This window comes from Bradyrhizobium sp. 179, assembly GCF_023073535.1.
Classification (GTDB): Bacteria; Pseudomonadota; Alphaproteobacteria; order Rhizobiales; family Xanthobacteraceae; genus Bradyrhizobium.
Map to the genome: position 1 here is coordinate 19522 of NZ_JADPJR010000048.1, position 17782 is coordinate 37303.

Here is a 17782-nt window from a genome sequence, read left to right on the forward strand (position 1 = left end):
GGACCGCTGCTAAGGGCATAGCAGACATCAACGATGGCGTTCGCGCGCTAGGACAACATTGATTGCACCGATGAGGGTGAGAACGGCACTCCGCGTTCGTTCACATAGCCGAGCTTGGCAAGCTCCTTAGCAATAGCACGCAAAGAACGCTGGCCTCCGTTCGGCGATCGGCGTCTGAGCCGCGGAGCCTCCTTCACCAACTGGGGATTAACCTCAGCCCATGACTTGCGACCCTCGACCTTGCCGACGACCGTTTGCGCTGGCGAGCCGCCTGCAACTTTGCGACCAGCCTAGCCTGCTCATACTGGTGAAATGCGCCGGCAATCTGTCTCATCATCAATCCGGGGGCAATCGGCGGAACGGGGTCCTCCAACTCCGAAGTCGATGAATCTGAGCCAGATCTTAGACTGGAGTACAACGGCCGTACGTAAACCACGGCGGGAAGCTCCGGACAGCCGGCGACGCTCGATAAGGCGTCTGGCATCGGCGCGGCAATTTCCATTTCCTTCGATTCATTTCCTAACCAACTGATTTACGAGTTCGTATTCATCTGAACGCAAATCGGCTGGAAACTGTGAATTGTCTCTCACGAGCACCCGGGGTCTAAGCTTATCGTAGGTAGGCAGCGGAAGAACGCTGCGAGGGAATTACAGGGATGAAGATGTGAATTTTGCAAGCAGAAGGGGAGGCCGCGATGGCACCGAAGACAACGATGTTAGCGGGTTGGATGGTCGTCAATAACCCTAACAGAACCAAAAACGAGGATCTTAATCTGACTGTGGGCGGAACTATTCAGTTGAATACAGAAGCGCTTCGGCTGCTTGGCGAGCAGCTCCTGACCATAAAGGTCGATGTGCTAGATGCTGACTGGTTTTCGGACGACAAGTTGAAGACCGATGAGAGCTTCCAGCTCGCAATTCACGACACTAATCCGCATTGTTTTAATACAGGGGTTCTCGTAAACGCCCAGACACTGAACGATTGCGAATGGTGGGGGGACGATACTGCGGAAGTGTATTGTGTTGTCTCCGCACATCGGGGGACCCTCAAATCGAACGGAGTCAAAACCAAAGAGCGGGACGTACCGATCTTCTGAGCTGCGGGGTTGGCGCTCCTCCGCGGGATGTCCTCCGGCGCGATGACGGGAGCAGGGGGCTGGCGTACTTCGTTAGCGTTCGAATAAGCGTTCTTGCGGTCCCTGATTCAGATGGACGGCGAGAAGCCGAATTACGACCTGATCGCGGTCTGGAAGGGACCGCCGGCATCGAGTACGGAAAGATCGTCAAGCTCCTGATCCTGACGCTCTGCCGGCGAGGAATCAGAGCCTGGAGGGCAGATGTGGAGGCCCGCTGATTAGGTTAGGGACCCGATCCAGAGGAGATCGCGGAACGGGGCTCCTCCATAGCACGCTATCCAGGACGTTGAAGTGGCTGAAGTTTCCGACAATCGCCCGGATGCCCGTGTGATTAGCTACGGTGACGAGCTACAAATGCGGTAACCTGAGGCCACGTTGACACGAACAGAGGGTCAGCTGCATTGCAACCGTAAAGAGCATCAGAAAAAGGTCCGAATATCAGAACTCAGCGCCACCTGGCACCGAACACTTGGGGTAGGATGTTCTTCAGCTGATCCACAGGCATCCACGGATGTCGTAGGTGCAGGGTGTGGAAGAAGCTCTCCATCAGGACGTCGCCGCAGCAAATTGCCTTGCGGCTCATCGATGCGGTGATGCCGGCACCGGTGAGAGCATTGCGCTAGGCGTGGGAGGCATATTGGGCGCGATCGGAGTGGTGGATCAATCCGGCCTGCGGCCGTCGCTGCTGGATGGCCATCGCCAGTGCCGCGGATGCGAGTTCGACCTGCATGTGATCTCGCATGGCCCATCCGGCCAAAGCCGCAGCAGGCAAGCCGGGACCAGTCTTGCGGGCGTCGCGGCAACGCGGGGTCTGAAGTGTAGGCAGGAGCGGGGTGCGGGAATGAGCCTCGAAAGGTGGATGTTCGCGGAGGCCGAGTATGTTCCCTAGTCCCAAAATATCAACTCAGAGGATATCGACTCCTCTACACTCTGAAATGCAAGTAGCGAGAGCTGCATAGATTTCAGCTGAGTGTCTGAACCTCGGCATGAATTACTACGGCCACTTGCTACAAGTTGGTGGGCGTCCCCAATCGTGGCTCGGAGCTGAGCCTTCACTAAATAGTTCTAAGCCCCGCGTCGATGATCGATGTTGTCAACCCGGCGTTTTGCTCACGCCGCTCAACGTAGTGCATTTGCGCTTTGTTGCCGTCGGAATAGAGGAGTTTGCTTTTGTGGCCCCTTCGAGCCGTCTGGAACAAGCGCGCGTGTGCGGGTTTGTCGCTTTCCGTAACCCCGTGCGTGCCGGAGCGTCCGACGGCCAACCGCAGCCATTAGCTGGGGCCATCCTTTTTGTATCCGCTACGACAGCTGCGGCATTCCGGTAATCGTCCAGTTGCGACGTCAGTCCTCTTGTCCGAGGGCGCCGGGAGGTGGGACACGCGCGCTTGGGAGGTGCGAACGGGTCTCGCAGTCCGTTTGCAGCCGCACCGGCCTGGAAACGTCACGCAGCCTAACACGCAGCTCCTCGCAAAGGTTCTCCGACCGGCAAGCCCCTAGCTTCCGGCGATCGTGCGTGACTTCGCGGCAAACCTAGCAGCATGGCGAAGTGTGGCCGTCATTGCACCGGAACGTCTAAAGACTAGAAGCCGTTTTCCACGGGAGAGGTCATTGCCATTGGCCGCGAGCGAAGGCGGGACGCCTATCGCATCATTAGGAAACGATGAACAGGAATTAGCTCGCGCGATGCAGCAAACGACAGGGTCTCTTAAGGTCCAACACACCCAGCAAGCGAGCGCCGGCCGGGCAGCTAGTCCCACTGGTGTACCGTTCCGGGGAGAGGAACCTGAGAAGAATCTAGAAGTTTAGGAGTCGAAGGCTCAGAGTACGGGCCGAGATGCGTTCCGGGGTATCCACGCATGAGTGAGCGTCGCCGCATAAAGCACACAACCTCGTTTAAGCAGCGCCTCATTGAGGAGGCTGCCAGGTTTCGGGAAGCCGCCGAACAGTTGCCGCCCGGTACTCAGCGAGAGCTTTTGATGAGGCGCGTCAGGCAGGCTGAGGCTGCCGTGCAGATCAATAACCGGTTGGCGGCACCGGGCGCAGCGCCGCCTGCTGCACTCGAGCAGCTGGTGGCGATAAGGGGTGACATCTCATGAAGTTGCTGACCGAATATCTTGAGCGCGCGGTCCAGCTTGAAAATCTTGCGGCCAGCGAATCGGATTCCGCGTTCAAATCGCAGTTGCTTCAACAAGCCGGCTCATATCGCAAGCTCGCCGCCAGGCGGGCAAGGGAATACGGGCTTCCGCCGCCCAGTCCGCCGGAACCGCCTACCAAGTCAGCTGATCATTCAATGTTTCCAGACGAGCCCGCTGTAATTCGGGCCGGGTAGACCGACACGTGACGGCGGACCCGAGGGCCAAGGATGACTGGCCTCAAGTTGTTAGGACTCCAACGAGCGGCCGCACGATAGTAGACTGCCGCTCCATCCCGTCCCAGATGGCGGCGATCTGACTTGGGGCCGTTGATTTCCCGGAGGGGCATTCGAGGGCCGGGGGCGCTCCCGCTAAAACCGCACAAGCCTCCGTTGACGCCGCCGGGTCTTCAGTTCCATAGTTCCAAAATCTTGCGGTTTGCCTGAGAGAGCTAAATGACGCTGTCGGGCCGCCTGAAATCAAACCTGGAAGTGGTGCTGGAGGAGACGTGCTGGGAGCTTCCGAATGGCGGTGATCATGAGAGCCGCAAGATTATCGCCGAGCAGCTCTTCAAGCCGCCGAAGCTGGACACGGCACATTGAACGAACTACGGGCTGTTGCGCTGCGTGCATTCGCAAGTGCAGCAGAAATCACGCGGCAATGAGGCGGGTGGTTCGTGGCTTCGGTGTTGCTGGTAGAGGATGAAGCACTCATGCAGATGATGATATCCGACATGCTCGCAGAGCTGGGTCACACGGTTGCGGCCGAAGCCGGTGATCTAGCCTCCGCCCTAGAGCATGCCAACAACACCAATTTTGATTTCGCTGTGCTGGACGTCTTGCTTGGCCGCATCAGTAGTGAGCCGGTGGCAAAGGTCCTCGCACAACGCAACATCCCGTTCGCTTTCGCGAGCGGTTACGGCCCGGCGGAGTGCCTGCCGGATTTCAGGAGCGCCCGCTTCTCACAAAGCCTTTTCAAATAGATCAGCTCGAACTCTGTATAGCCAAGCTGTTGGATGGCGCCTGAAGGCGGAACGGGGAAGTTGCAAAGGCGTTACGAAAATACCTTTACACGCAGGTCTTCGTGATGCCGCGCTACTATTTCAACGTTACTCACGACCACACGGAAATTGATCGGGTGGGCGAGGAGTTGCCGGATAAGCAGGCCGCTTGGAAGGAAGCGACTGTGATGGCCGGTCAGACATTGCAGGGCATTGACGGAAAGCTGCTGCCCGGACGGGAATGGCGGATGGAAGTTACAGACGAGTTCCGAAACACTCTTTTCATCCTGCACATCAACGCTGAAAAACCAGAGTGATCGACAGCTGCCAACAAGAAGAAGTTCACCGTTTTGATGGGTCGCCTCGAAGCTTTGCGGGGCCACAAGGCTTGATTTCCCACAACCGATTGAGAAGGGTGTACGCTTGCGGTCTCAACAATGCTTCAGAGGCTTAGGGGGCGACAGAAGCGTGCGCAATTTCTCGTTCAATTGGTCGGCCGAGAAGGGCTTACCGATCGCGGGCGCATTCCTGAACTCCTCCTCCAGGGGAGGTCCGCCATAGCCCGTGCTAAAGAGGAAGGGAATCCTTCGGCCGCGCAAGATGCGAGCTACCGGGAAAACAAACTCTCCAGCCAGGTTCACGTCGAGCAGCGCCAAATCGAAGGATGCCGTGGTCGCAAGTTCGCAAGCCTTTTTCACCTGGGCGGCCGAGGCGACTACCTTCAATCCCAATTCCTCGAGCATGTCTTCGATCATGAGGGCCACCAACCCTTCGTCTTCGACGAGGAGAACCCGGACACCGGACATTTTAGTCATTGGGCGCCGGAAGCATAACGGGAAATGTCAGGGCGCAGCGTGTGCCCTCCGGCTCGAAGACCAGATCGAATTCCCCCGCAAGGTCGTGTTCCACGCAACGCTCCATCAGTCGTGTGCCGAATCCTCGCCGCTTGGGCGGCCTCACCGGGGGTCCCCCGTGTTCGCGCCATTCGCATTCGAGCGTGCCTCGCGACCGCTCGCCTTCGGCGATCCTCCAGGTGAGCGACACGGATCCATGCGGCGTGGAGAGAGCGCCATATTTCGCGGCATTGGTCAAAAGCTCGTTGAGCACCATGGTGACACTCAGCGCCGTGCGCGCGTCCAGATTGACGTGCGGCCCGCCCGTTACGACTCGTCCGCCTGACACCGGCGTGACGATGTCGTGGACCAGCTTTTCGAAAGGGGCATCTTGCCAGTTTCGCGTCGTGAGCAGGTCATGCGCACGGGCAAGCGCCAGCAGCCTGCCCGTAAACGTCGGCAGAAACTCTTTCATGTCGGCAGCATGGCGAGCCGTCTGGCTCGCGAGCGACTGCACCGTGGCGAGCGTGTTTTTCACACGATGATTCAGCTCGTCGATGAGAACCTTTTGGGCATTCTCGGCCTGCTTGCGCTCACTGATGTCGACGAGCATGTTGATGGCGCCGACCAAGTTTCCCGCCGCGTCGCGCAGCGGCGTCGGATAGGGAATAAACGGCACACGTCTGCCGTCCGGACGCTCGGCAACCGCCTCGGCACCGCGCACCGCGCGGTTCTCGCGCAGTGCGACGGCCATCGGACATTCATTGTGCGGCAGAGGCGAGCCGTCGGGCCAATACAGTTTCCACGTGACGCACCATTCATCGCCGGGCTGCGGCGTTCTACCCGCCATCTCGACCGCGGCCCGATTGAAGAAATTGATGCGGCCATTAGCATCGGTGGTATAGATCGCGGCGGGCAACGCCTCAAGGAGATCGCGCATGCGCTGCTCCCCTTCGCGCAGACGATCCTCCAGCTGTTTGGTGGCCGTGACATCCTGAGCGACACGCACGCCGTAAAGAAAGTGACCTTCCGAATCGCGAACCGACGAGCTGAAAATATCAAGATGTCGGACGGACCCGTCGGGCCGTAGTACCCGCTTGCGAGTGGTGTAGTTCGCGATGTCACCACGCACCTGCTGGGCGTATAGCTCGGCATCCTCCACCTCGTCATCGGGATCGGTGTAGTCGAAGAAAGTCATTCCGAGCAGCTCGTCGCGCGAGCGTCCCGTGATCCGGCAGAGGGAATCATTCACCCGCAAGAAGCGCCCCTTCGCGTCGGTCTCCGAGATGCCTACGCTGGCCGCCTCATATGTCGCAGCGAGTCGCGCTTCACTGGCTTGCCGTGCCTCTTCAGCAGCATGCAATTTCGATACGTCGATGGTGAAGCAGCGCGTATTGACGAACTTGCCATCCTCAAAGCGACTGTTCGATGTAATCAGCACATGCTTGACGGAGCCGTCACGCGCCCGCAGCCGCGCAGGATAGCGATCGAGCGGCTCGCCGCATGAAAGGCGTTGAAGGATATCGCCGATCACCGGGGCGTCGGCATGAAACTCCGCAACGTGGCGGCCAATATACTCCTCGGGTCTGTACCCGAGCAGATCCAATTCGGCTTTGTTGGCGCGAAGGATAATTCCCTCGCCGCTGACAATATGAAGGCCAACGGCGCCGTTCTCGAAGAAGTCCTCCAAATCCTGCCGTTTCCGGCGGACTTCCTCCTCGATCTGCTTGCGTCCCGTGATGTCCTGAAAGCAATTAATGGCGCCTTGAATATGGCCGGAGTGGTCGCGCAACGCGCGGATGTTGACCAAGGCTGTAAAGCGAGAGCCGTCCGGTCGGGCCATGATGACTTCGGCGTTGCGCGTCGGCGTGCCCGCACAAACCGCGGTGGCCATGGGACAGTCGCTGTGGGCGAGCGGAGTACCATCGAGCAGGTAGAGTTGGTGCGAACCGCAAAAGCGCTCCTTCCTGGCAAGATCAGGGGTTCGGCCCCACAATCCCACTGCCTCGGTGTTGTAAGCGACGAGCAATCCCTCCGCGTCGCAGAGGTAGACTGCCCCAGGAATGGCGTCGAGTGCGGCGTGACCCGCCGCGACCAGCGCCTCGAACTCCGTCGGTTCGCGGCGAGGGGAGAGTGGAAATTCTTCAATATTGGTCATCAAGTAAACTCTCGCGGCGAGAGGAGCGACGGCCCTGCGGCAGGGCAATTTCGAAAATGTATATGTATGGGCGGACGCCCCGTTGGCCCGCCGAACCAGTTCTAACGCCTCACCTGACAGATGGTTCCACAGTAACCCACTTGCAGGGGCTTGGGACGGCTCCCGGTGGTGCAGGAGCGAATGCGGAACGCAGGTTTCGGGCGCCCAGCGTCCCTGCCGGAGCAGTGGGTCGACCTCTTCAGGTGCGATGCCCTCCGCAGGCAAAGGTCACACGTTCGAATCGTGTCGGGTGCGCCAGCGATGTCAAATACTTGCACCCTGGTTAGTAGTGAGAACATCTGGGCGAGCTAGCAGATAGCTAGCAACGCTGCTCAAGCTGGACGCAGGTCGTATCTTCAATTTATTCAGCAAACCTGGTTTGACGGTCGGCGGGTCGATCACCGGCTCTTTTCTGACACGCGGGCTATCCAAGACAACGCCTCATCTGAGTGGCCCTAAAATTTGCCCAGATTGATCGGAGTGAGGCAGCTTGAATTCGACCGCGCCGGTCCGCGTCATGCAACAGCGTTTTGACACGACCAAGACCCGAAGCGGACCTTCGTAGGCGCAGAGTGTTTAGGCCCACGACATCAACTAATTCGGGCGGCCAAGTCCTTCGCTTCCTTCCGGACAAAGTTGATGAACTGCTTGACGACTGCAGACTGGTCACCCCGGCGCGAAGCGAGCTTGAGCGTTGCCTTTGGCCGAATGGGACCTTTAATCGCGCGATACACTACGCCCTCCATGTTCATGCGTTGAAGCGACGACGGAACAAACGTAATGCCGAGACCCGCCCCGACCAGACTTAGCGTGGAAGTGATGCGAGGGGCCAACTGGGTGGATGCACCAAGATTGCCGATGCGCGGACTGAACCCCGCGGCCTGGCACGCGGCAATCGTGGAATCGTACATTCCGGTCCCCGGAGGTCCGTAGAGAATGAATGTCTCGCTGGCCAATCGTTCGACAGAAATTGTTGTTTCGGGTTTGCTTTGAGCAAGGACGTGCGCGCTGGGCAACGCAACGACCATGAGCTCCTCCAGCAGAAAGGTTACGACAAGACCGTGCCCATCGCCTGAATTGGCACGTATGAATGCGACATCCATTTGTTCGTTCCGCAAACGGTCCACGGACGCGTTGCTGAGACATTCCTCCAATGTGAGGGACACCATTGGACACGCCGCCCTGAACGCTCGAATGGCGCGTGGTACCAATGGATGAAAAGGCGTCGTGGATGTGACCCCCACGCAGAGACGGCCCTGTTCACCCCTGGACGCTCGCCGGGTGGTCTCGAACGCTCGATCCAGATGTTTGAGTGTGGCACGCGCTTCTTCCAGGAATGCGCGCCCAGCATCAGTCAATTCGACTCCTCGGGCCCTCCGAAGAAATAGTTGCACGTCCAGCTCCAGCTCGATTGCCTTGATCTGCTGGCTCAGGGGCGGTTGCTGCATGCCGAGACGCTCAGCAGCCCGCGTGATGTGCAATTCCTCGGCCACGGCGATGAAGTATCGCAAATGTCTCAATTCCATTGTCATATCCATTAGATATAGATTTCGTCAGCTGCATATTATGGCTCGGACTGGCAGGGAAGCCTAGTCTTCAGGGGGAGCGAAGACAGCATAAGTGGGGTCCTCACATGAGATTGAACCGCCGCCGTTTTCTGACCGCCTCCTGTTCAGCCGTTGGGCTCGCAGCCTTGCCGCGCACGGCGTTCTCACAGCAATATCCGGCCCGGCCTGTACGCATCATCGTCCCTTTTGCCGCGGGAGGTCCAAATGACTTGGCGGCGCGCATTATCGCGCAAGGATTGTCCGATCAACTCGGTAAGCAGTTCTACGTCGAGAATATCGGTGGTGCTGGAGGGAACATTGGAGCAGGACAGGCCGCGAAAGCGGCGGCCGACGGCTATACGATTTTCGTGGCTTCACCCAGCTATGTCGTGAACCCAACGCTTTTCACGAGCGTTCCTTATGATGTCCAGAAGAGCTTTGATGCCGTGACGCTCGTGGCAACCGCGCCTACAGTGCTGACGGTCCACCCGTCAGTTCAGGCGACGACGGTCAAGGAGTTAATTACACTGATCAGGAGCAGCCCGGGCAAATTTAGCTATGCCTCTCCCGGAACAGGCACTCCACCGCATCTGTTGGGTGAACTGTTTCGGCTTTCCCTCCAGCTCGATATCGTGCACGTCCCGTTCAACAGCGGCGGCGCTGCGATCGGAGCGACGCTCGCCGGTCACACCCCTGTCTCGTTTGGCGCGCTTCCGCCTGCCATACAACACGTCAAGGACGGCAAGCTGCGTGCCCTTGCCCTTACCAGCACGACCAGATCACAGGCGCTGCCGGAAATCCCGAGTATCGCGGAGGCCGGTTACCCGGACATCGCGGCCGACATCTGGACGGCTCTCCTCGCTCCGGCCGGGACGCCGAAAGAGTTGACCAGCTTGCTTCAGCGCGAGATCGCGAAGCTGATGGCGCAACCGGACGTAAAGGACCGGCTTGCTTCGTCCGGATATGAGCCGGTGGCGAATACGCCAGATGAATGTGCCGCGCGCATGGCCGCTGAATATGAAAAATGGGGTAAAGTCATTCGAGAGGCGGGCATTAAGGCATCATGACGTTCAATCCGCCGGAGTCGACCGCAGTGGACAAGACCTCAGATCGATCGAACCTTTCCGATCACTACGCGCGAAGCGGCCTGATTGATGCGATCGAGAACGGTGTCGTTCGAATGGGAAAAGCGATCGATACTGTCACCATCGACGATCTTGCAGCAGTGGACGAGTTCCATATTGGCGGCCGCAGGGCAACTGAAGAGCTTATGGAACAGCTTGGCATCGACGCAAGCGATCACGTACTCGATGTCGGTTGCGGACTGGGTGGGCCGGCGCGATTTGTAGCCGACCGCTACCAGTGCCGGGTTAGCGGCGTCGATCTGACATTGGATTATGTCGCGACGGGCAATCGCTTGTGCGAATGGGTTGGGCTGAACGATCGCGTCAAGCTTTACCAGTCGACAGCTCTTTCGTTGCCATTCCAACAATGGAATTTCAGCGCAGCCTATATGCTCCATGTCGGTATGAACATCGAAGACAAGGAGCGCCTCTGCCTCGAAGTCGCGCGAGTTCTGCGGCCTGGCGCCCTGTTTGCAGTGTATGACGTCATGCGAATGGCCGATGGCGAAGTGTCTTACCCGCTTCCATGGGCGACCACGCGAGAATCCAGTGCGTTGGGCTCGCCGCAATGCTACAGGCGGGCGCTGGAGCATACAGGATTTGAAATCCTATCAGAACGCAATCGAAGGGACTTTGCGCTCGCATACTTTGAGGGCCTGAGATCACGCGCCTCGCCGGCCACCGATCCCGCGCCCCTGGGCCTTCACACGCTGATGGGCGACAGACGGCAGGATCAGATCAAAAACATGATCGCAAGCATCTCGAAGGGGGTGATCGCGCCTGTGGAATTGTTCGCGCGCAAGGCACGTTGAGAACGGTAAGGTGGAATAGCCATTCAGCAATGTCGCACTTCCGCTGCTGGCCCGTTGCCGAGGACCGCATGATCCATCCCTAGGTCGGCTCGCCGGGATGAACGGACATGGCTCGGCCCGAGCGTGATCGGTCGCTTGTGACCCCGAAGCCGACATTTTCAGCTCTCCAATTTTGAATGTCTCACTGTCGTGCCTATGTCGAAGCTTACCAGTCTTCGCCGACGACGAGCGGCCCGGAATAGGTTTCGCGGGTCGCCGCAATCAATTCCTCTATAGTAGGTGCCGCGACGGTTTTGTTCGCAAGCAGAACGAGATGAGTAAAGGCAGCGAGCTTGGGTCTTGTCGTCGCAAACACGTGTCCAGCCTCCTGAGGCGAGGTGTGATGATTGAGGATGCGCTGGATGTAAACTTCGCCCAGAAGTTCCGGCCGCGCCATCGCGACCTCGTGCACCAGCAGGTCGGCGCCCGCGCCGTAGCGTAGCACGTTGGCGTTATAGCGGGTCTCCGATTACGGCGACCCGACCCTGGTACTCGATCCGATAACCGTAAGCCGGCTTAATGGCCTCGCCATGGTCGACCGTGAAGGCAGCAACCCTGAGATCGTTGGCCTGACAAACGACGCTGTCCCCGGAAAATTCCTTCACGGCGATAGAGGCATGCTCGCGCGCGAGCTTCTCGTCCGCGACCCTGATCTCGATGTCCTGCGAATAGGCCGCCTCGATATGATGCATAAGTTTGGCCGTGCCGAGCGGCCCGATCACATTGAAAGGCCGCCGGCGGTTGCCGAAATAAGAGCTCAGCCAGCCTGTAAGCCAGAGGTCGGGAATGCCCACTGTGTGGTCGGAATGAAAATGCGTAAGCAACAGCGCGTCGATGCTGCCGATGAGAACGCCGAGCTGAAACAGCCGTATAGTGGCGCCGCGGCCGGCGTCCATAAGGAGTGTGTGGTCGCCGGCCTCGATCAGCGTGCTCGGCCCGAACCGATCGGGGAGGGGAATCGGTACCCCCGTCCCGAGCAGCGTCACCCGGAAATTCGCGGTCACTGCTACTGGACCTTTATGCCGGCGTCGGAGATGACTTGATGCCAGTGCGCGACCTGATCGCCGACCATGCGGCCAAATTGCTCGGGCGTGCCGCCTGCCGCTTCGGCACCGATCCTTGCCAGCGCTTCCTGCACCGATGGCTTGTTCAGCGCTTTGTTAATCGCGGCGTTGAGCCGCGCGACCGTTTCCTTGGGCGTGCCGTGCTTGACCGAGAAACCGGTCCAATCCTCGACCACCAGAGACGGATAGCCCGCTTCGACGATGGTTGGCACGTCGGGAAGGGCGGGGACCCGCTTCGGGCCGGTCACCGCCAGGGCGCGCAGCTTGCCCGTCTTAATCAGGTCGACCACGGGCAATATGGTGATGACCTGGAAAGTGTTCGTGCCGTTGAAAACGTGCTGGGCGCGCGTACCGGTCTGCTGTTTGAACTGTTCGCCTATCAGATGCGCGGGCGTACCGAAGCCCCCGGACGAGAAGGTCAGCCTGTCAGGCTGGCTCTTCAGCAGCGTCACCAGCTCGGGGACCGTCTTGGCCGGAACTGAGGGGTTCACCACCAATACGTTGTAGGAGACGGTCGCCTTGATAACGGGGTCGAAATCCCTGTCGAGCTTGAATGCGATGTTTGGCACCAGCGACGGCGCCGCAACCGATGGTACCGACATCGCATAGAGGCTGGCGCCGTCCGCCGGCTGGGTAAGTACGTCGCTCGCCGCGATGGTGGTGACTCCGCCGGGCCGGTTCTCGACGATCACGCGCCAGCCTTCGGATTCCGTCAATTCCCTGGAAATGATGCGGCTGATGATGTCGGGCGGCGTGCTGGGCGAGTTGGGCGCCACGAACCGAATGGTCCCGGATGGGAAGGATTGCGCTGAAATCGGCAGGGTTGAAGCCGTCAGAAGGGCCATCACTGCGATCCGCAATGCAGTGGATCGGCGAAATCGATGAGGTGTCATAGAAGTCTCCACCAAGCGATGAAACCAACGATGAAATTCTCGAGTCGCAACCAGAAGGGGGCCAACTTTGAACTTGACGACGTGATTGGCCAGAAAAATCGGCGTGCGTTCCACACTGTGAAATGATATGTTCCACAATGTGGAATGTACGAATGAGAACGTCTCAGGTGACGGGACCTAAAACAATCAAGAGCCTAGAGCGAGGGATGCAGGTCTTGCAGGCGCTGCAAATGCAGCCGGACTCTTCGCTGCAAGAGCTTTACGCTCTAACCGATATTTAGAAGCCGAGCCTGTTGCGCATCCTGCATACCTTCGCCCGCTCTGGCCTTGTCACCCGCAGGCTTGGCGACGGCCGTTATCGCATCGGCGCGACGCTTTCGCATGCGCCCTCGCGCCGTGAACGTCGCGACAGAATTGCGGAAGCTGCGGCTCCGATTCTAGACCGCTTATGCGAGCGCGCGTCTTGGCCATCGGATTTGATGGTGCCCGCCGGCGATCACTGGAGATTTGCGAGACGACCCGAGCGCGAAGCCCGTTCCTGTTGCAGCAGGAGCGTATTGGATTGCCGGTCAACTGGCTGTGGTCTGCGGTGGGGACAGCCTATCTTGCGTACTGTCCGGCGAAAGAACGTCAGCGCGTCATTAGTTTGCTGCGCGCATCCAATCGCCCGGAAGACCGGCTGGCGCGCGAACCTGCACGGTTGAACATTGTTTCAACGAGGTCCGGGCCCGAGGCTACGGCATACGCAATTCCATGCACACCGGCGGCTACTATGGCGGACCACCACACTCCGACGGCCTGTTTTCAATTTCTGTTCCCCTGCGCGACGGCTCCCGCGCGGTGGGAGCGATCAACATGCTCTGGCTCAAGAATGCTTTCTCCATCGAAGCCTTCGCGGCCCGCCATCTGGGCGAACTTCAGAATGCGGCAGCGGAGTAAGTTCAGTCCGGAGGCGAGGGAAGCGATGATGTCTCCTGTTGGTCCATCGCTGCCGCATGCCACGGCCGAGGATATGTCGGCTGTCAGGGGTAGAGCGGACCTAACTTAAACCGGGCCAAACCGTCGCGATTGACCCGAAGCGGACGTCCGCAGTGGGCTTGGTGTTTCTTTTGGAAGCGAAATGCTCTAAGAGCACAACCATGCGTACTCCATGGAATTCGACGACGTTTCGCGCGCTTGTCGTACTTGCGAGCGCGACTACTTTCGTGGCTTCCTTGACCCAGACCGCCATTGTAGTTGACGGGTCCGATAGAGGCCTGGAACGACTTCCTTCTTACGGCTGGGAGCTATTAATCCTTGGCGGGCTTAGCGTGCTTGGCGATGTTCCAAGCCTGCTTGTTTGGCTTGCAAACCCGATACTGGCGGTCGCGTGGATATTCTATCTTCGCGACCTCCGGCGCGCGGGGCTAATTTCGGCCGTGACAGCGCTCGGCCTCACATTGTGCTTTGTCTGGGTCAAGTCCGTTCTAGGTCCTGGACCCGAAGGCGTGAATGTCGCTGATTTCGAGATGCGTCCAATCATCTCTTACGGAATTGGCTATTTGCTTTGGGTCGCCAGCGCCGCTGTGCTGGTGGCGGGGATAGTGGCCGGCAACAGCGTGTCGTACATCCTGGTTGAGTAAGAAGACCGCTTCTGGCCCTTAGCGTCGAACCTCAATCCTCGCCTTGGCGTCGGCTCTTTGGGGTAGACCGGACGTGTTTGCCGTCGTGGCCTATCGACGCTCGTGACCCTAACCGGAAGTCATTGCTCAGAGCAAAAACAGTTGATAGCAGCTTGCCGTCGGTCAAGCGGCCATGATGGGCGGACGGGTTGTGGCCCGTCCTGGCCATCATCAATGATTGCATTCCGTAAAGCTCGGGTTAATCTTACCTAATTCCGGCAGCGAGTTTTCAACAAACGGCCCCGCGCTAGCGCGAGCAATGTCGGGGCTTGGAAGCGAAGCAGAAATGAGATGCTCCTTCCGAGCTTACCGGTGATGGCCCGATGCGGTCGTTGCTGGATGCAGACTCCAGGGACATCCAAACAGCTCGAAGCTTAGGCGCGCTGAGCAAAAAATATGCAATCCGCAATTGCGGTCCCGAATACTTCAACTAAACCTTTCCAAAAAATTTACTGGATGACGTGCACACAACTTCAAGTCACTTTCAGCGCCGCATATTCAACAATCACGCCAGCGATCCAAAAATAGATCTGGAGATAGCCATGGGGACGGTCGTTCATCTCAAGCAAGCTGGTCGGCCGCTATTGCCGTTCGAGATCCATGACGGTGAGCGCGCTCTTGCGGAGGAACTGGACAGACTCACGAAAGCGAGGCTGCGGACCGCCGTTGGCCATCTCGAGGCAGCCGTGAAGAGCGCCGACAAAATTCGCGACCGACTCCCGGGCGGACCGATCAAGGATGATTTCGAGCACAAGCTGGCGGCGCTTACCCGGAACCTCACCCATTTGCGCGAACAGGTCGGGCAGTTGTAATCCTATTGATGGAGCCTCAGTTCGGAAGCCAGTGATGTTACCAAGGGCCCCTAGCGTCGGACATCCCATCTCCGTTTTTGCGTCGGCTCTTTGGGGTAAACCGGCCGTAGTCACGGTCAAACCTGATTGACGCCAATGACCCCAAAAGAGACATTCGACGAAGAAAGACTGTGGGCGTTCGCCGACATCCTGAAGCGTCACGCCTTCAATGACGATCGGCTTTAAGGCGATCGTGTTCGAAGCTCACGCAACCAACGCGGTTAACAACTGCAGCCGTTTCAGCACGAAGCGGCCACAGTGCTCGCGCCTCAGCACGAAGTGGCTGTCGGCAAAGGCGCCCTATGCTGTCAGCACAGCGTTCTGCCCGCGTCAGCTGCCGAGGCGAATCGCCCACTGCCAGCGCACATGAGTTGCCACATAGAGCGCGGCGCTTACCTAAAGGACCTCTACCCGAACTTGTGCCACACCTCGATCGGTAATCGCTAAGCCGCGTGCGGCGCCAAGGGAGAGGTCCAGCACGCGGTCGCGAATCCACGGTCCGCGGTCTGCGATACGAACTATGACCGACCTGCTACTCGCAATGTCGGTGACGCGAACCCGAGTTCCAAAGGGAAGACTTCGATGGGCCGCCGTCATTTCATCGCGATGGTAGAGCGACCCGCTAGCTGTTTTACCTTTTGTATAAGAATAGAAGGACGCTTTTCCGGTGAAGGCTTTATTGAATGATTTGGAAGGCCGGAGATTGTCTGGCGTCCGCGTCCATAGTGGCCCTGCCTGAATATGCTCAGGAGGACTTTGTTTTTGCTCCTTCTCTTCAGGAGCAGGTTCAGCATGCGCCTTCGGAATAATAGACCATCTGTCGTCGAAGTTTTGTGCTGAAGCATACGGAGACTGCAAGCAAGCAGATAAGGACGCGATCGCGATTCTTGCAAACAGAAGACGCATGATCAACTCCACTCGCTGACAAGAAAACAAAGAATCAATGATTTTTAACAAGCGGCGTTCCCGAGCGTGCAGAGCAGCATACAACGGAACAGCGTCATCAATTTGGGGTGATTTTTTGGGTAGGTCGGAACTACTCTGTGGCGGAGATTATGCGCCGAGCGTCATCCGTAGCTGCCTCGCCCGACCATCCAACGACCGTCTGCTTTCAGGTGGAGAGCGGATTAGGGCCGTGAAGTCTCTTCACTCCAGCATGTGATCCAAACGGACATCACTAATCCTTACAACTCTCTCCCGACGTGTGTGCTCTTTAGTCGCGTTACATGGACAGCGGAAGGTCCTATGGTGGCCGCGACATGATCCACGTCCTCGACATCGATCCGCGCAATGCGCGGCGTTGCCTGCACGCCGGACGGCTCCAAGCAGGAGCTTAGCCGGACGGTAGTTGGTGCCGTCCGGATTATCCCCTTCCTTCATCAAACAGATTTGGTGTGTGGCTCTTCCGCGAGGAGAAGCCCAAACAAGGAGGCATGTCGTGAACAACCCCTTTTTCCCGAACGTGACTCTTCCGGCGTCTGACCATCGCCGCTTGGAACGGCTCGCGCAGGCTGGCGCGGATCAAGGCGACGTGGACGCACGTTTTCTGTTGCGTGAGATCAACCGTGCGGAAGTCGTCCCTGATCGCGCAGCCAGATTGGACAGCATCGTTACCATGGGTTCGGGGGTGACGTTCTGGATCACTTGGGGCTTCCCCCGCGAGACAAGGCAACTGGTGTACTCCGAAGACTACACGTCCGAGCGAACCCAAATCCCCGTGATGTCGCCGTTGGGTGCAGCATTGGTCGGGCTGAAGGTCGGAAGCGAAATTCCCTTCTTCACCGCTGGGCGCACCAACGTCGTCAAGATCGAACGCGTCAGCCGAGGTGATCCGAATGATGTTGTCAGGGTTCTGTTTAGCAATCCGGAGGTCAAGGGCAAGAAGCTCTTTGATGACAATGATCCGGGACCATCGCCCGCTTAGGAAAGGAGAGAAGGTAATGAGCAAGACTAATCGCAAAGGCAAACCTGAAATCGTGTTGCCGCCCATCGCTGTGATAGAGGATGAGGCGAGGCGTCTCAACGCTCTGGCCAGTTCGAGCGCGGTGCTCTTCCCGCGCGTGGCCCATTTCCTTGCACAGGAGATAGAGCGTGCAAGCGTGGTGGCGGACAATTCCGATCTGCGCGGCGTAGTCCGCATGGGCTCGCAGGTCCGGTACTGCGATGACAAGACCGTGAAGTCCGGGACGTGATATTGGTTTATCCCCACGAAGCGGACATAACGCTGAAGCGCGTCTCGGTTCTCACGCCGGTTGGAGCTGCGTTGATCGGCCTGTCGGTTGGCCAAGCCATCGAATTTCAAACGCCGGGCAACAACAAGCGGTCCTTGACGGTGCTAGGCGTGTCCAACTGAAGGAGGCGTTGATATGCGCGACGTTTCAACCAGACAGGCCGCCTTTACAGTCATCGGTATCACCATCGTCTTGGCTGCCGTGTTCTATCTTGCGACCTTCTTCAAGGCTTGAAGGTCCAACCTCTGGGGGCGGCCCCTCTC

The 17782-nt window shown here is 58.5% G+C and carries 21 protein-coding genes; 13 read left to right on the forward strand and 8 right to left on the reverse strand.

The genetic code is table 11. From position 1 onward, the window contains the following. The first annotated feature begins 694 nt into the window (after positions 1-694). Positions 695-1096: a hypothetical protein gene (locus IVB12_RS10760; protein WP_247298651.1), complete on the forward strand. Its 402-nt coding sequence runs from the start codon at positions 695-697 to the stop codon at positions 1094-1096. Between the two features lie 658 nt (positions 1097-1754). Here the strand turns inward: IVB12_RS10760 and IVB12_RS38165 are convergent. After that, entirely contained in the window at positions 1755-1877 is a 123-nt protein-coding gene (locus IVB12_RS38165) for a hypothetical protein (RefSeq protein ID WP_256464575.1), read from the reverse strand. Between the two features lie 1350 nt (positions 1878-3227). Between IVB12_RS38165 and IVB12_RS10770 the strand changes: the two genes are divergently transcribed. The 4 genes from IVB12_RS10770 to IVB12_RS10785 all read left to right on the forward strand — a co-directional run bounded on the left by IVB12_RS10770 (position 3228) and on the right by IVB12_RS10785 (position 4584). Then, on the forward strand, positions 3228-3464 hold the full coding sequence (locus IVB12_RS10770) for a hypothetical protein (RefSeq protein WP_247298657.1): 237 nt from the start codon (positions 3228-3230) through the stop codon (positions 3462-3464). A gap of 258 nt (positions 3465-3722) precedes the next feature. Beyond that, positions 3723-3869, forward strand: a complete 147-nt coding sequence (locus IVB12_RS10775) for a hypothetical protein (protein WP_247298660.1) — start codon at positions 3723-3725, stop codon at positions 3867-3869. Positions 3870-3943: 74 nt separating this feature from the next. After that, on the forward strand, positions 3944-4249 hold the full coding sequence (locus IVB12_RS10780) for a response regulator (protein WP_346015867.1): 306 nt from the start codon (positions 3944-3946) through the stop codon (positions 4247-4249). Positions 4250-4353: 104 nt separating this feature from the next. Then, positions 4354-4584 carry a hypothetical protein gene (locus IVB12_RS10785; protein ID WP_247298661.1) on the forward strand — a complete coding sequence of 77 codons (231 nt, stop codon included), beginning with the start codon at positions 4354-4356 and terminating at the stop codon, positions 4582-4584. Positions 4585-4698: 114 nt separating this feature from the next. Here the strand turns inward: IVB12_RS10785 and IVB12_RS10790 are convergent, their stop codons facing one another. From IVB12_RS10790 to IVB12_RS10800, 3 genes are all read right to left on the reverse strand, one after another. Beyond that, the gene (locus tag IVB12_RS10790; RefSeq protein WP_247298664.1) at positions 4699-5082 is read right to left on the reverse strand and encodes a response regulator; all 384 of its coding nucleotides are present in this window, start codon (positions 5080-5082) and stop codon (positions 4699-4701) included. Continuing rightward, a complete protein-coding gene (locus IVB12_RS10795; protein ID WP_247298667.1) occupies positions 5075-7258 on the reverse strand; it encodes a PAS domain S-box protein in 2184 nt (727 codons plus the stop codon). Before IVB12_RS10795 ends, IVB12_RS10790 begins: the two co-directional genes overlap by 8 nt. A 629-nt stretch (positions 7259-7887) precedes the next feature. Further along, a complete protein-coding gene (locus IVB12_RS10800) occupies positions 7888-8823 on the reverse strand; it encodes a LysR family transcriptional regulator (RefSeq protein WP_247298670.1) in 936 nt (311 codons plus the stop codon). Between the two features lie 107 nt (positions 8824-8930). Between IVB12_RS10800 and IVB12_RS10805 the strand changes: the two genes are divergently transcribed. After that, the gene (locus tag IVB12_RS10805) at positions 8931-9911 is read left to right on the forward strand and encodes a tripartite tricarboxylate transporter substrate-binding protein (protein WP_247298673.1); all 981 of its coding nucleotides are present in this window, start codon (positions 8931-8933) and stop codon (positions 9909-9911) included. Between the two features lie 26 nt (positions 9912-9937). Continuing rightward, positions 9938-10780 carry a methyltransferase domain-containing protein gene (locus IVB12_RS10810; protein WP_247298676.1) on the forward strand — a complete coding sequence of 281 codons (843 nt, stop codon included), beginning with the start codon at positions 9938-9940 and terminating at the stop codon, positions 10778-10780. A gap of 205 nt (positions 10781-10985) precedes the next feature. Here IVB12_RS10810 and IVB12_RS10815 read toward each other — a convergent pair whose 3' ends face one another. From IVB12_RS10815 to IVB12_RS10825, 3 genes are read right to left on the reverse strand one after another with little or no spacing between them, the layout of a single operon-like run. Next, positions 10986-11264, reverse strand: a complete 279-nt coding sequence (locus IVB12_RS10815) for a hypothetical protein (RefSeq protein ID WP_247298679.1) — start codon at positions 11262-11264, stop codon at positions 10986-10988. 7 nt (positions 11265-11271) lie between these two features. Next, positions 11272-11823, reverse strand: coding sequence for an MBL fold metallo-hydrolase (locus tag IVB12_RS10820; RefSeq protein ID WP_247298681.1), 552 nt, complete (start codon positions 11821-11823; stop codon positions 11272-11274). 2 nt (positions 11824-11825) lie between these two features. Beyond that, on the reverse strand, positions 11826-12728 hold the full coding sequence (locus tag IVB12_RS10825; protein WP_247298684.1) for a tripartite tricarboxylate transporter substrate binding protein: 903 nt from the start codon (positions 12726-12728) through the stop codon (positions 11826-11828). An 801-nt stretch (positions 12729-13529) separates the two neighbouring features. Here IVB12_RS10825 and IVB12_RS10830 point away from each other — a divergent pair. From IVB12_RS10830 to IVB12_RS10840, 3 genes are all read left to right on the forward strand, one after another. Further along, entirely contained in the window at positions 13530-13715 is a 186-nt protein-coding gene (locus IVB12_RS10830) for a hypothetical protein (protein WP_247298687.1), read from the forward strand. A gap of 275 nt (positions 13716-13990) precedes the next feature. After that, the gene (locus IVB12_RS10835; RefSeq protein WP_247298689.1) at positions 13991-14398 is read left to right on the forward strand and encodes a hypothetical protein; all 408 of its coding nucleotides are present in this window, start codon (positions 13991-13993) and stop codon (positions 14396-14398) included. A gap of 581 nt (positions 14399-14979) precedes the next feature. Then, positions 14980-15249, forward strand: coding sequence for a hypothetical protein (locus tag IVB12_RS10840; RefSeq protein ID WP_247298692.1), 270 nt, complete (start codon positions 14980-14982; stop codon positions 15247-15249). Between the two features lie 435 nt (positions 15250-15684). Here IVB12_RS10840 and IVB12_RS10845 read toward each other — a convergent pair whose 3' ends face one another. Beyond that, positions 15685-16245, reverse strand: a complete 561-nt coding sequence (locus IVB12_RS10845) for a septal ring lytic transglycosylase RlpA family protein (protein ID WP_247298694.1) — start codon at positions 16243-16245, stop codon at positions 15685-15687. Positions 16246-16726: 481 nt separating this feature from the next. On the opposite strand from IVB12_RS10845, the gene IVB12_RS10850 reads away from it, so the two are divergent. The 3 genes from IVB12_RS10850 to IVB12_RS38380 are packed head-to-tail and all read left to right on the forward strand — an operon-like array spanning position 16727 to position 17641. After that, positions 16727-17212, forward strand: coding sequence for a GreA/GreB family elongation factor (locus IVB12_RS10850; RefSeq protein WP_247298697.1), 486 nt, complete (start codon positions 16727-16729; stop codon positions 17210-17212). A 16-nt stretch (positions 17213-17228) separates the two neighbouring features. Continuing rightward, the gene (locus IVB12_RS38375; protein ID WP_346015866.1) at positions 17229-17480 is read left to right on the forward strand and encodes a hypothetical protein; all 252 of its coding nucleotides are present in this window, start codon (positions 17229-17231) and stop codon (positions 17478-17480) included. Next, complete coding sequence (locus tag IVB12_RS38380; RefSeq protein WP_346015865.1) at positions 17477-17641, forward strand: GreA/GreB family elongation factor; 165 nt, start codon at positions 17477-17479, stop codon at positions 17639-17641. The genes IVB12_RS38375 and IVB12_RS38380 overlap by 4 nt, the downstream gene beginning before the upstream one ends. The last annotated feature ends 141 nt before the right edge of the window (positions 17642-17782 follow it).